Origin of the sequence: Streptomyces sp. NPDC060184 (assembly GCF_042728795.1) — a bacterium.
Lineage (GTDB): Bacteria > Actinomycetota > Actinomycetes > Streptomycetales > Streptomycetaceae > Streptomyces.
This window is the reverse complement of record NZ_JBHWYX010000065.1, coordinates 21079-34841: the sequence shown is the minus strand read 5'-3', so window position 1 is coordinate 34841 and position 13763 is coordinate 21079. Positions and strand designations below refer to the sequence as shown.

The 13763-nt window shown below is 73.7% G+C and carries 11 protein-coding genes; 6 read left to right on the top strand and 5 right to left on the bottom strand.

Going from position 1 to position 13763, the window contains the following annotated elements:
- From ACFWEE_RS30365 to ACFWEE_RS30345, 5 genes are all read left to right on the top strand, one after another.
- Positions 1–351 (top strand): ABC transporter permease (locus tag ACFWEE_RS30365; protein WP_386894034.1); only part of this gene is annotated, 351 nt, incomplete at its 5' end.
- Between the two features lie 132 nt (positions 352–483).
- Complete coding sequence (locus ACFWEE_RS30360) at positions 484–1578, top strand: NAD-dependent epimerase/dehydratase family protein (RefSeq protein ID WP_386894032.1); 1095 nt, start codon at positions 484–486, stop codon at positions 1576–1578.
- A gap of 116 nt (positions 1579–1694) precedes the next feature.
- A complete protein-coding gene (locus tag ACFWEE_RS30355; protein ID WP_386894030.1) occupies positions 1695–2441 on the top strand; it encodes a glycosyltransferase family 2 protein in 747 nt (248 codons plus the stop codon).
- Positions 2438–3118: a DUF2064 domain-containing protein gene (locus tag ACFWEE_RS30350; protein ID WP_386894027.1), complete on the top strand. Its 681-nt coding sequence runs from the start codon at positions 2438–2440 to the stop codon at positions 3116–3118. Before ACFWEE_RS30355 ends, ACFWEE_RS30350 begins: the two co-directional genes overlap by 4 nt.
- Positions 3115–3927, top strand: a complete 813-nt coding sequence (locus tag ACFWEE_RS30345) for a class I SAM-dependent methyltransferase (protein WP_386894025.1) — start codon at positions 3115–3117, stop codon at positions 3925–3927. Before ACFWEE_RS30350 ends, ACFWEE_RS30345 begins: the two co-directional genes overlap by 4 nt.
- Before the next feature lie 406 nt (positions 3928–4333).
- Here ACFWEE_RS30345 and ACFWEE_RS30340 read toward each other — a convergent pair whose 3' ends face one another.
- Complete coding sequence (locus ACFWEE_RS30340; RefSeq protein WP_386894023.1) at positions 4334–5584, bottom strand: molybdopterin-dependent oxidoreductase; 1251 nt, start codon at positions 5582–5584, stop codon at positions 4334–4336.
- Positions 5585–5793: 209 nt separating this feature from the next.
- Between ACFWEE_RS30340 and ACFWEE_RS30335 the strand changes: the two genes are divergently transcribed.
- Positions 5794–7203, top strand: coding sequence for a hypothetical protein (locus ACFWEE_RS30335; RefSeq protein ID WP_386894021.1), 1410 nt, complete (start codon positions 5794–5796; stop codon positions 7201–7203).
- 43 nt (positions 7204–7246) lie between these two features.
- Here the strand turns inward: ACFWEE_RS30335 and ACFWEE_RS30330 are convergent, their stop codons facing one another.
- From ACFWEE_RS30330 to ACFWEE_RS30315, 4 genes are all read right to left on the bottom strand, one after another.
- Positions 7247–8275, bottom strand: coding sequence for an LLM class flavin-dependent oxidoreductase (locus ACFWEE_RS30330; RefSeq protein ID WP_386894019.1), 1029 nt, complete (start codon positions 8273–8275; stop codon positions 7247–7249).
- A gap of 234 nt (positions 8276–8509) precedes the next feature.
- The gene (locus tag ACFWEE_RS30325) at positions 8510–10732 is read right to left on the bottom strand and encodes an NADP-dependent isocitrate dehydrogenase (protein WP_386894017.1); all 2223 of its coding nucleotides are present in this window, start codon (positions 10730–10732) and stop codon (positions 8510–8512) included.
- Between the two features lie 181 nt (positions 10733–10913).
- Complete coding sequence (locus ACFWEE_RS30320; RefSeq protein ID WP_386894015.1) at positions 10914–12524, bottom strand: NCS1 family nucleobase:cation symporter-1; 1611 nt, start codon at positions 12522–12524, stop codon at positions 10914–10916.
- Positions 12525–12685: 161 nt separating this feature from the next.
- Positions 12686–13687 (bottom strand): TIGR03842 family LLM class F420-dependent oxidoreductase, encoded by a 1002-nt coding sequence (locus tag ACFWEE_RS30315; RefSeq protein ID WP_386894013.1) that lies wholly within the window; start codon positions 13685–13687, stop codon positions 12686–12688.
- Between the last annotated feature and the right edge of the window lie 76 nt (positions 13688–13763).

Below are 13763 nucleotides of genomic sequence, written 5' to 3'. Positions count from 1 at the left end.
GAATGGCTGGCGGCGTTCGGCCTGCTGGTGCTCTTCGCCCTGGCGCTCACCTGGATCGCGGTCGGCATGGGCCTGGTGAGCCCGACCGTCGAGGCAGCGAGCAACAACGCGATGCCGCTGATCCTCCTGCCGCTCCTCTCCAGCGCCTTCGTCCCCGTCGACACCATGCCCGGCTGGTTCCAGCCGATCGCCCAGTACCAGCCGTTCACCCCGGCCATCGAGACCCTGCGCGGACTCCTGCTCGGCACCGGGATCGGCAACAACGGCCTCATCGCCGTCGCCTGGTGCCTCGGGCTGGCCCTGCTCGGCTACTTCTGGTCCACCTCGCTCTTCAACCGCGCCCCGAAGTAGCCCCGGCGCTCCTCCCGGCACACGCCCCCTCGCGGCGCACCCGACACCCCGTCGGGTGCGCCGCCCGTGTCCGTGCGGGAACACCGCCCGCCGGTCCGACGCGAAGGGGCGGCCACGCCCTAACGTGGCGTCATGCGTGTACTCGTCACAGGCGGAGCGGGATTCATCGGGTCGCACATCACCGGGGCCCTGGCCTCGGCCGGGCACCAGGTGGTGGTGATCGACGCGTTGCTGCCCTCGGCCCATCCCGGCGGCACGGCTCCCGAGGGGCCGTACGAGCGTCTGATCGTCGGTGACGTGCGGGACCCAGGGGCCGTGGCCGACGCGCTGGCGGGGGTCGACGCGGTCTGCCACCAGGCGGCGATGGTCGGACTGGGCAAGGACTTCGCCGACGCACCGCTCTACGTCGGATGCAACGACCTGGGCACGGCGGTGCTGCTCGCCGCGATGGCGGCGGCCGGAGTCCGGGACCTGGTCATGGCCGGGTCGATGGTGGTGTACGGCGAGGGGAGGTACGACTGCCTGCGGCACGGGCCCGTCCGGCCCGGGCCGCGTGCCCGGCGCGATCTGGAGGCGGGCCGCTTCGAGCCCCGTTGCCCGTCCTGCGGGGCGGACCTCGTACCGGGACTGGTCCCCGAGGACGCCCCGGCGGACCCCCGGAACGTCTACGCCGCCAGCAAGCTCGCCCAGGAGCACCTGGCCGCCGCGTGGGCGCGTGCGACGGACGGCCGGGCGGTGTCGCTGCGCTACCACAACGTGTACGGGCCGGGGATGCCGCGCGACACCCCGTACGCCGGGGTCGCCTCGCTGTTCCGCTCCGCGCTGGCACGCGGTGAGGCGCCCCGGGTCTTCGAGGACGGCGGGCAGCGGCGCGACTTCGTGCACGTGACCGATGTCGCAGCGGCGGCCGTGACGGCGCTGACCGCTCTGCCGGAGCGGGCCTCCGGGGCCCTGGTCGCGTACAACACCGGGAGCGGGGAGCCGCACACCATCGGGGAGATGGCGGCGGCGCTCGCCGCCGCGCACGGCGGTCCGTCGCCCGTCGTCACCGGGGAGTTCCGGCTCGGGGACGTACGTCATGTGACGGCGGACTCAGGGCGGCTGCGCGCGGAACTGGGCTGGCTGCCGGAGGTGGGGTTCGCCGAGGGCATGCGGGAGTTCGCCGCCGCTCCGCAGAGAGGAGCGGCGGTCGCGTCCCCGGGCGGGGCCCGGCTCGCGGACGCCTGACGGAGCCACACGGCGGAGCGGAGCGGCAGGTCCAGGGCGGCCACCCGATCGACGTCACCGTTTCGCCGGTCCTGTATACCGGCAAATGCCCGTTGTGTCTCCATAGGGTGAGCCGGGTGACCGACACCTCGACCAGCTCCCCCGCCCCCACACCCCCATCCCCCGCACCGTTCTCCGTCGACGTGGTGCTGCCCTGCCTCGACGAGGCCGCCGCCCTCCCCCGGGTGCTCGCCCGGATCCCGGCCGGATGGCGCGCGATCGTCGTCGACAACGGTTCGACCGACGGCTCGGCGGAGGTGGCGCGTTCGCTCGGCGCCACCGTCGTGCACGAGCCGCGCCGCGGCTTCGGCTCCGCGTGCCATGCGGGACTCGCCGCCGCCGAGGCGGAGTTCGTCTGCTTCTGCGACTGCGACGACTCGCTGGACCCCGGCCTGCTGCCCTCGTTCGTCCAGCGGGTCGCCTCCGGGACCTGCGACCTCGTGCTGGGCCGCCGCCGCCCCGAGGGGCGCGGCGCCTGGCCGTTGCACGCCCGGCTCGGCAACATCGCGCTCGCCCGGATGCTGCGGCGCCGCACGGGTCTGCGGCTGCGCGACCTCGGCCCGCTGCGCGCCGCGCGCCGGGCGGACCTGCTGGCGCTCGGCCTCACCGACCGCCGCAGCGGGTATCCGCTCCAGATGGTGGTGCGGGCCTCCGACTCGGGGCTCAGGATCGCCGAGGCGGACGTCCCGTACCGTCCCCGTACCGGCAGGTCCAAAGTCACCGGGACCTGGCGGGGCACCTGGCACGCGGTGCTCGACATGCGGGCGGTGCTGCGCGAACCGCCCCTCGCGCGCACCGCCGCACGGACGGAGTCGTGTCGATGAACCCGAACGCACCGGCCCCTGCCGACGCCCCGCCCCCCTCGGGGCCCACCACCGTGCTGGTCCTCGCGAAGGAGCCGGTTCCCGGGCGCGTCAAGACCAGGCTCACCCCGCCGTTCAGCCCCGAGGAGGCGGCGGAACTCGCCGCCGCCTCCCTCGCGGACACCCTGCTCGCCGTGCTCTCGCTGCCCGCCGCGCGCCGGGTGCTCGTCCTGGAGGGCAGGCCCGGCCCCTGGCTTCCCCCGGGCATCGACGTCGTGACGCAGTGCTCCGGCGGTCTGGACGAACGGCTCGCCGGGGCGTTCGGCGGCTGCGACGGTCCGGCGCTCCTCATCGGCATGGACACCCCGCAGATCGGACCGGCCCATCTGGCGCCCGCGTTGGCGCCGGACGGGTGGGACCGGTGCGACGCCTGGTTCGGCGGGGCCGAGGACGGCGGGTTCTGGGCCCTGGGGCTCGCGGTCCCGGACCCCGCGCTGCTGCGGGGCGTCCCCATGTCCGTACCCGAGACCGGAGCGGTGCAGCGTGCGCGGCTGCTCGACGCGGGGCTGAGGGTGCGTGAGCTGGACCGGCTCAGCGACGTGGACACCGCCGAGGACGCGGTACGGGTCGCCGGACTCGCGCCGCACGGACGGTTCGCCGCGACACTCGGCCGGCTGAACCGGGCGGCGGCCCGATGAGCGACCAGCAGGCCGCCGGGGACGTCCCCTGGGCGGCCGACCCGTACGCGAACGCCCTCCGCTCCGGCCGAGGGCCGCTCTTCCTGCGCCGGACGGACGGCCTGCTGATGCCGCTGGACGTGGAGCGCTGGTGCCTGGGCGCCGACGACGCCGACCTGTCGGCGCTGCGCCGCTGCGAGGGGCCGGTGCTCGACATCGGCTGCGGGCCGGGCCGACTGGTCGCCGCGCTCGGGCGGCGCGGCCACCGGGCGCTCGGCATCGACGTGAGCGAGGCCGCCGTGACCCGTACCCGCGGTCTCGGCGGGTGGGCCCTGCGGCGCAGCGTGTTCGACCCGCTGCCGGGCGAGGGCCGGTGGGGCACGGTGCTGCTCGTGGACGGCAACATCGGTATCGGCGGAGATCCTTCCGCCCTGCTGGAGCGCGTGGAGGCGCTGCTCGCCCCGGGCGGGCTCCTCGTCGTGGAGACGCACCCGCTCGACCTGGACGAGCGGTCCGAGGTCCACCTCCACGACGGAAGCCCGGCCCCGGCCGGTACCACCGGCCTCCGGTCTCCGGAACCGGCGCCCGCGCCGTTCCCGTGGGCCCGGCTGGGGACCCCGGCCCTGCTGCGCCATGCCCGGCCGCAGGGGTGGCGGGTGGCCGATCAGTGGGAGTCGGACGGGCGGCCCTTCGTCTCCCTGCGCCGCCGCGACGCCCGGGCGCTCCCCCGCCACGTGGACAGGACGAGCCAGAGCGCCGAGACGGCGAAGAGCACCCCGGTGACCAGGAGCCAGTTGCCGAGGAAGACGTCGACGGAGAGCCCGGTGTAGCGCTCGTAGCGCTCGGAGAGCCGGGCGATCAGCGGGAACTGGACCACCAGGAGCAGCAGGGAGAGGAAGGCCGGTACCCGTACGAAGTCGACCCGGCTCCCACCACCGGGGCCCGGCCGCGCCCCCAGCGCTGCGCGCAGGGCGCGGTCGGCCGTCGAGTACACCGGCAGCAGGACGAGGTCGTGCACCACGGCCGCACCGGCGAACCAGAGGACGATCCGCGAGGTGTCGCCGTGCAGGAGCCTGACCCCGGCGTACCCGGTCAGGGCGAAGGTCGCGGCGAGGAGCAGCAGGTGCAACGGCCCCTCGCCGTACCGGCGCCGGAAGGAGCGCGTGGCGCGCGGGCGCGTCGCCGTGCTCCCCGCCCGGTCCCCGGCCGCCTTGTCCGTGTCCCGCTCGTGGCCGGTCACAGGGCTCCGAAGGTGAGGGAGCCGACCCATTTGGTGTTCATCACTCCGGGGGCGGCCGGCACGATGATCCGCGCCGGGTGGCCGTGGTCGGCCGACAGGGGCTCGCCGTTGACCTCCAGGGCGAGCAGCGAGCGGCGGTCGCGCACCTGGTTGTCGCGCAGGGCGGCCCGCCGGAACGAACCGGTGCGCTGGACGGATTCCACCAGGACGCCCGGGGGGTCGTCCGGGAACCCGGCGATCGCCGCCAGGTCCCGCAGCGGCACCCCGCGCCACCACTGGTCGGAGGTGGACCACCCTTCCACGCAGGCGATGGGGAGCGCCGCGCTTTGCTGGTCCAGGGCGAGCAGCTGGGCCCGGGTGAAGCGGAAGGTGCCGGCCGGTCCGACGACGGTCAGGCGCCAGGCCGGTCCGATGTCGGCGGGTCGGACGTGCACGGAGGCGGCGGTCTTGTTGATCTGGAAGCCGTTCGGCCCGCTGCCCGGGTCCTCGACCCCGTGCGGGGTGAGCAGGGCGGTGGGGCGCAACACGTCGGAGCTGCGGCCGGCCGTGGTGGCCAGCAGCACCAGCGACCCGGCGCCCACCATGGCGAACGCGCCGCGCCGGGAGAGCGTCGGCGGGTCGGGCTCGGGCGCCGCCAGGGTGTCCTTCCCGCCCGCGGGAAGTCCGTCGCGCAGGACCCGTACGGCCTTCGGGAGCTTGAGCGCGGTGTGGCTGAGGAAACCGGCGAGGAAGACCCACGCTCCGTAGAAGTGGAGCCGGTAGAAGGAGCCGGGGAAGACGTACTCCAGCTGGATGTTGAGGAGCCCGGTGACGAACTGGAAGAGCGCGCCGCCGACCAGCAGGACGATGGAGAGCCGTTCCAGCGCGTGTCCGGGGGAACGGACCGGCGGGAGCGCGAAGAGCCGGGGAATCACCGACCAGAGCTTGGCGAGCAGCACCGGGACCAGCACGGTGCCGAGGGTGACGTGCACCCCCTGGGTGAGCCGGTAGAGCCAGTGCGGGTCGGTCGGCCAGGCGAACAGGTAGAAGCCGAGCAGCCCCTTGTCGGGCGTCTTGTCGTTGACGGCCGCGAGATCCGGGTTGTACGCGGCGTAGGAGAGGAGCCCGGTACCCGCCACCAGGGTCAGCCCGACGAGCAGGACGACGCCGAGCACGGCGGTGAACCGGGCTCCCCGCAGCGGGCTGCGCCAGAAGTCCGGTCGCGTCGGGCCGGGCCGGGCAAGGAGGCGTCGCACGAGGTCACCCATGGTGCGACGGTAGGGCGCGGGCCCCGTCGGCGTGGGGACGCGCCTCCCGGCGTGCGGGCCGGGTCACCCCGACGAGTGGCCGGACACGGTCCGGTGCCGTCGCTGCGGGCGCGGGGCGTTGCTCCGGGCGCGGGGCTGGTGGGGGTCCCGTCGCGCGAAGCGGCCCGGTCGGCCGGGGGAAACGGCGTCCGGCGGCTTAGCGTGCCGGGGTGAGGACCGAGGAGCGCGCCGGACGCGCCGGAGAGACGGCAGCCGCGCAGCCCGCGGGGGCGGCGGACGGTACGGGACGCCGGGACCTGAGGGCCGCGGCCGGGGGCGCGGTACTGGTCGCGGTGGCGGCGCTCGTCGGCTGGGCGGTGAACGGCGACGGGTCCCTCTACGCGGGGTGGCCGCCCCTGATCGCCTCGTGGGACCCGCACGTCGGACCGGGCACCCCGGCGGCGTTCGCGCTGGCCGTGCTCGCCGTCGCCGTCGGCCCCCGGGTGGCCGCCCGGACGCGCTGGCGCGGGCTGCTGGCCCTCTCCTGGGCGGTCTCGGCAGCGTGGATCTTCTCGCTCGCGCTGGTCGACGGCTGGCGGAGCGGGTTCGCCCTCAAGCTGACCAGCCGGCACGAGTACCTGGCGGGCGTCGCCGGGTTCCACGACATCGGCGCCGCCCTGCGCACCTTCGAGGACCACATCGTGATGGGCCGGCCCGGCAACTGGCCGACCCATGTGGCCGGGCACCCGCCGGGCGCCACCCTGCCGTTCGTGTTCCTGGACCGGATCGGTCTCGGCGGGGCGGTGTGGGCGGCGGTCTGCTGCGTGGTGCTCGCGGCGACGGCCGCCGCGGCGGCGCTGGTCACCCTGCGGGCGCTGGCCGGTGAGCGGATCGCCCGGAAGGCGGCGCCGTTCCTCGTCCTCGCGCCGGGGGCGATCTGGGCGGGTGTCTCGGCCGACGCCGCGTTCGCCGCGGTCGCCGGCTGGTCGATGGCGCTGCTCGCACTGTCGGCCACCCGCACGACCCGCCTTGCGGGGGCGGCGGCGGCCGGGTCGGGCCTGCTGTTCGGGCTCGTCTGCTATCTGAGTTACGGGCTCCCGCTGACCGGTCTCCTGCTGGCGACGGTCCTGGTGCTCGCCCGGACGGCCCGCCCGCTGCCCGCGTTCGCCGCCGGATCGCTGGTGGTGCCCGTGCTCTTCACCCTGGCGGGGTTCCACTGGTGGGACGCGTATCCGCTGCTGGTGGAGCGGTACCACCAGGGGGTGGGCGGGAGGCGGCCGTACGCGTACTGGGTCTGGGCCAACCTCGCCGCCGTCACCGTCTCCGCCGGACTGGCCACCGTGGCCGGTCTGCGCCGGTCGGCGGTCGCCGCGCCCGGAGCCGTACGGGCGCTGCGGACCGGCCGGCCGCTCGCCGGGGCGCAGCGGCTCGCCGTACTCACGCTGGCGGCGGCGCTGGCCGTCGTGGCGGCCGACCTGTCGGGGATGAGCAAGGCCGAGACGGAGCGCATCTGGCTGCCGTTCGTCCTCTGGCTGCTGCCCGCCGCCGCCGCGCTGCCCGACGGACACCGGCGCGGCTGGCTCGGCGCCCAGGTGGTGCTGGCGCTCCTCGTCAACCACCTGCTGCGGACGAGCTGGTGACGGGGGCGCCCCGGAGTGCCGCCCGCGGGGCTCCCGCGACGCCTCACCCGGCCGGCTTCCACCCCAGTGCGGGCCCGAGGACGGTGGCCAGGTCGTGGAGGATCTGGACGTAGTCCTCGTGGTCGAAGCTGAACGGCAGGGCGAAGGCGACCTCGTCGACCTCCCGGAACGCGGCGTGGGCGTGGAGCTGTTCGGCCAGCTGCTCCGAGGTGCCCACGAGGTCGGGGGCGAACATCATGCGCGCCGGTCCCTGCGGGGCGGTGGTGCGGGGCGCCCGGCTCCGGGCGTACTCCTCGTACTTGGCGCGCTGCGCCGGGGTGGCGGAGTCGGTGGGGATGACCACGAGCCCCTGGGAGACGCGGGCCCGGTCGCCGTCGGGGTGGTGGGCGCGGAAGGTCCGGACGTGGGACAGCTGGATCTCGGCGAAGTCCGGTGACGCACCCGCGTCCTCCGCCTTCACCACGCTGCTGGTCAGCAGGTTCATCCCGTTCTCGCCGGCCCACCGGGCGGACCGGAGGCTCCCGGCGCCGTACCACATGCGCGCGCGCAGGCCCGGGGCGTGGGGTTCGACGCGGTCGGAGAAGACCTCGATGCCCTCGGTGCCGCTGAAGGCGGTGACCCGTTCGCCGCGTACGAAGTCGAGCAGCCTGCGTACGCGGTCGTGGCCGAAGTCCTCGTCGGCGGCCGTGTCCGGGTAGAGGGCGTCCTTGACCCGGTCGAAGTGCGTCGGCGGCCCCACGCTGACGCCCGGCTCCAGGCGTCCTCCGGAGAGGATGTCCACGGTCGCCAGGTCCTCGGCGAGGCGGAGCGGGTTCTCCCAGCCGAGCGGGATGACGGCGGTACCGAGGTGGATGCGGCTGGTGCGCTGGGTGGCCGCCGCCAGGACGGCCATCGGGGAGGAGATGCCGTACTGGAGATGGCGGTGCCTCACCCAGGCGCTGTCGAAGCCGAGCCGTTCGCCCAGTTCGATGATGCGCAGAGTGGACTCGTGGCCGGGGCGCGGGTCGGCGCCGTCGAACAGGCCGATCGTGAGGAACCCGAGCTTGCGCAGCGGTTTCGAGGTGGGCGGCACGCGTTCCTCCGTCGTCGTTCACGGCTTCCCGCCGGGCGGCCGGGGCCGTGCCCATTCTGGCAGGCGGGGCCGGGCGGAAGATGGCGGCAGTGTTGCGGGATCGGTCCGCCGCTCCCGGCAGCCGCGCGGTCCCGGACGCGCCTCCGCCCCGGCCGGGTGACCCTGGCCGGGGCGGAGGCGTACGTGCGGTGGGCGGTGCGGGCGAAGGTGCGCGCACTCACCCGGGCAACCGGATCAGGCGAGGGTCGCGATCGCCTGGTTGAAGGTCGCCGAGGGGCGCATGACGGCGGCGGCCTTCTCCGGGTCGGGCTGGTAGTAGCCACCGATGTCGACCGGGGAGCCCTGCACCGCGTTGAGCTCGGCGACGATGGTGTCCGCCTGCTCGGTGAGAGTCTTGGCCAGCGGCGCGAACGCCTCGGCGAGCTGCACGTCGTCGGTCTGCGCGGCCAGCTCCTGCGCCCAGTACAGGGAGAGGAAGAAGTGGCTGCCGCGGTTGTCGATGCCGCCGAGCTTGCGGCTCGGGGACTTGTCCTCGTTCAGGAACGTGCCGGTGGCGCGGTCCAGGGTGTCGCCGAGGACTTGGGCGCGGGCGTTGCCGGTGGTCTGGGCGAGGTGCTCGAAGCTGACGGCCAGGGCGAGGAACTCACCGAGGCTGTCCCAGCGGAGGTAGTCCTCCTTGACGAGCTGCTGCACGTGCTTCGGCGCGGAGCCGCCGGCGCCCGTCTCGAAGAGGCCGCCGCCGTTCATCAGCGGGACCACGGAGAGCATCTTGGCGCTGGTGCCCAGCTCCAGGATCGGGAAGAGGTCCGTGAGGTAGTCGCGGAGGACGTTGCCGGTCACCGAGATGGTGTCCTCGCCGCGGCGGATGCGCTCCAGCGAGAAGGCGGTGGCCTCCTCCGGCGACTTGATCGAGATGTCCAGGCCGTCCGTGTCGTGGTCGGCGAGGTACGTCTTCACCTTGGCGATGAGGTTGGCGTCGTGCGCGCGGGTCTCGTCCAGCCAGAACACGGCCGGGACGCCGGTGGCGCGGGCGCGGGTGACGGCCAGCTTGACCCAGTCCTGGATCGGCAGGTCCTTGGTCTGGCACATGCGGAAGATGTCGCCGGCGCCGACGGTCTGCTCCAGGACGACGTCGCCCTTGGCGTCGACCACGCGGACGGTGCCGGTGACCGGGATCTCGAAGGTCTTGTCGTGGCTGCCGTACTCCTCGGCCTTCTGCGCCATCAGACCGACGTTCGGCACGGAGCCCATGGTCGACGGGTCGAAGGCGCCGTTGGCGCGGCAGTCGTCGATGACGACCTGGTAGACGCCGGCGTAGCTGCTGTCGGGCAGCACGGCGAGGGTGTCGGCCTCGTTGCCGTCCGGGCCCCACATGTGGCCGGAGGTGCGGATCATGGCCGGCATGGAGGCGTCGACGATGACGTCGCTGGGGACGTGCAGGTTGGTGATGCCCTTGTCGGAGTCGACCATCGCGAGGGCCGGGCCCTCGGCGAGCTCGGCCTCGAAGGAGGCCTTGATCTCGGCGCCGCCCTCGGACAGGGAGTCCAGGCCCTTCAGGATGCCGCCGAGGCCGTCGTTCGGGGTGAGGCCGGCCGCCGCGAGCACGTCGCCGTACTTGGCGAAGGTGTTCGGGAAGAAGGCGCGGACCACGTGGCCGAAGATGATCGGGTCGGAGACCTTCATCATGGTGGCCTTGAGGTGCACCGAGAAGAGGACGCCCTCGGATTTGGCGCGGGCGACCTGCGCGGTGAAGAACTCGCGCAGCGCGGCGACGCGCATGACGGCGGCGTCGACGACCTCGCCGGCCAGGACCGGGACCGACGCGCGCAGCACGGTGGTGGAGCCGTCGTCACCGACGAGCTCGATACGGAGCGAGCCGTCCTCGGCGATCACGGCGGACTTCTCGGTGGAACGGAAGTCGTCGACGCCCATGGTCGCGACGTTCGTCTTCGAGTCGGCCGTCCAGGCGCCCATGCGGTGCGGGTGGGCCTTGGCGTAGTTCTTGACCGACGCGGGGGCGCGGCGGTCGGAGTTGCCCTCGCGCAGGACGGGGTTGACCGCACTGCCCTTGACCTTGTCGTACCGGGCGCGGACGTCCTTGTCCTCGTCGGTCTGCGGGTCGTCCGGGTAGTCCGGGAGGGCGTAGCCCTGCGCCTGGAGCTCGGCCACGGCGGCCTTGAGCTGCGGGATCGAGGCCGAGATGTTCGGCAGCTTGATGATGTTGGCGCCCGGCGTCTTGGCCAGCTCGCCCAGCTCGGCAAGCGCGTCATCGATACGCTGGTCGGCGGTGAGGCGCTCCGGGAAGCTGGCGATGATCCGGCCCGCGAGGGAGATGTCGCGGCGCTCGACCGTGACACCGGCGGTCGAGGCGTAGGCCTCGACGACGGGCAGGAACGAGTACGTCGCCAGCGCAGGGGCCTCGTCGGTGTGCGTATAGATGATGGTCGAGTCAGTCACCGGGTGCTCCGCTCCACGTCTGCAACATTGCTTGACATCAAGATATCTCGTGACCGGTCCGGTCTCCACAAGGGACCCCGTCCCCGTGAGGTCGTGACCGGGACCACGGGCCGAGCCCCACCGGTGCGGGACGGCGGCGAGCCCGGCGCGGGCCGGGCCCCGCCGGGCTTCACCGGGCGCCTCACACGGTGCCGGAGGCGGTCTTCCTCTCCCGGACGCCCGCCGTCAGTGCGAGGTGGACCACGACCGACGCGCCGAGCCCGACGGCCCACCCGTAGTCGGCCAGCGGCTTGAGGAACGGGATCAGGCCGTCGACCGGGAACGGGCCCGCCTTCTTGCCGTCGGCGTCGAGCGTGGAGTACGAGCCGCCCACCGCGAGGACTCCGCCCACCACGAACGCCGCGACCGCGCGCCAGTTCCAGCCGCCCGCGTACCAGTAGCCGCCGCCGGGCTCGTACAGCTCCCGCAGTTCCAGGCGGGTGCGGCGCACGATCCAGTAGTCGGCGACGAGGATGCCGGCCACCGTGCCGAGCAGGCCGCCGACGAAGCCCAGCCAGGTGAAGATGTAGACGTGCGGGTCGGCGACCAGCTTCCACGGCATGATCAGGACGCCGACCACGCAGGTGATCAACGCGCCCGTGCGGAACCCGACATGACGAGGCATCAGGTTCGACAGGTCGTAGGCGGGCGAGACCACGTTGGCGGCGATGTTGACCGACACGGTGGCCACCATCACGATCAGCAGGGCGAACAGGGCGCCGACGGTGTTGCTCATCTTCGCGCTCAGCTCGATCGGGTCCCAGATCGGCTCCCCGTAGACGGCCTGGGAGCCGGAGGTGACCAGCACCGACAGGACCGCGAACAGGGTCATCGTGGTCGGCAGACCCAGTGCCTGGCCCCGGACCTGGGCGCGCTGGCTGCCGCCGAAGCGCGTGAAGTCGGGGATGTTCAGCGACAGCGTGGACCAGAAGCCGATCATGCCCATCAGGGAGGGGAAAAACACCTTCCAGAACCCGCTCCCCCAGCCCAGGCGGGAAGGCTGGTCCAGGAGCGGTCCGAAGCCACCCGCCTCGGCGGCCATGAAGCCCAGCAGCACCAGAGCACCGACGATCACCAGGGGTGCCGCCCAGTTCTCCACCCTGCGCAGGGTCTCCATGCCCCGGGTGATGACGGCGACCTCCAGCAGCCAGAACACCGCGAACGACAGCCACTGCGTCCACGGCGTGCCCGATATCCGGCCCGCGTCGAGCCAGCCGTCCCCGATCAGTTTGCCGAGGAGCAGGTAGATGCCCTCGCCGCCGATCCAGGTCTGGATGCCGAACCAGCAGCACGCCACCGCCGCCCGCACCATCGCCGGCAGGTTCGCCCCGCGCACCCCGAAGGCCGCCCTCGCGAACACCGGGAACGGGATGCCGTACTTGGTGCCGGCGTGACCGGTCAGCAGCATCGGCAGTAGCACGATCACGTTCGCGAGCGCGATCGTCAGCACCGCCTGCTTCCAGTCCATTCCCAGCGCGACGAGCCCCGAGGCCAGCGTCCACGACGGGATGCAGTGCGCCATACCCACCCAGAGGGCGAGGTAGTTGTACGTGCCCCACGTGCGGCGTTCGACCGGGACCGGCACCAGGTCCGCGTTGGCGAACCGGGAGCCCTCCAGGGCGGCCGGGTCGGACAGGGCGACCCGGCCGTCCGGGTGCGCCTGCTGCGCGACGTCCGGACCGGCCGGGCCCGTCCCGCCGGACGGTGTCACCACGGGCGGGGTGGGCGGGGTGGGTGGGGTGGTCGCTGTCATGCGGCTGAACCCTTCGCTCGGGAGTGGTGCCGTGCGGGGCGCGGACGGAGACCCGGGCCGGCCTCGGTGCCGGGCCCGGGACGTACGTACAGCCGGTGCGGGTGCGGGTGCGGGTGCGGGTGCGGGTGCGGGTGCGGGGGTATGCGGCGGCTCGGCCGGGGTCAGTCGGCGAGGGCGGGGATGACCGTCGATCCGTAGGCGTCGATGGTGGCCTCGCGGGCGTCGTGCATGTTGTAGACGGCGAACTGGTCGACGCCGAGGTCGCGCAGGGCCCGGAGCTTCTCGATGTGCGCCTCGGCGGGGCCGAGCAGGCAGAACCGGTCGACGATCTCGTCCGGCACGAAGGCGGTGTCCGGGTTGCCGCTGCGGCCGTGGTGGCTGTAGTCGTAGCCGGAGCGGCCGGCGATGTACGCGGTGAGGGCCTCGGGCACCAGGCCGGAGTGCTCGCCGTACCGGGAGACCAGATCGGCGACGTGGTTGCCGACCATGCCGCCGAACCAGCGGCACTGCTCGCGCGCGTGGCCGAGGTCGTCGCCCACGTAGGCCGGGGCGGCGACGCAGATGGTGACGGAGTCCGGGTCGCGGCCCGCGTCCGCCGCCGCCTTCCGTACCGCCTTGATCATCCACTCGGTGAGGAACGGGTCCGCGAGCTGGAGGATGAACCCGTCGGCCTTCTGCCCGGCGAGGGCCAGCGCCTTGGGCCCGTACGCGGCCATCCACACCGGCAGCCTGCCGTCCTTCACCCACGGGATGCGGACCGGCTGCCCGTCGACGGACGCCTCGCGCCCCTCGGCGAGGTCGCGGATGACGTCGATGGCCTCGCCGAGCCGGGCGAGCGTGTTGGGTCTGCGGCCCGCGACCCGCATCGCGGAGTCGCCCCGGCCGATGCCGCAGACGGTCCGGTTGCCGTACATGTCGTTCAGGGTGGCGAAGGTGGAGGCGGTGACCTCCCAGGTGCGGGTACCGGGGTTGGTGACCATCGGGCCGACGACCAGCCGCTCGGTGTGTTCGAGGATGCGGCTGTAGATGACGAAGGGCTCCTGCCAGAGCACCGCCGAGTCGAAGGTCCAGCCGTACCGGAATCCGTTGCGTTCGGCGCGGCGCATCAGGCCGACGACGGACGAGGCGGGCGGGTCGGTCTGGAGTACGAGTCCGAAGTCCATGTCGCTGCTCCTGGTCCAGTGCGCGGAGGGTGGCGCGCGGGGCGGACGGCCGCGGCCACCCCGGCCGGTGAACATC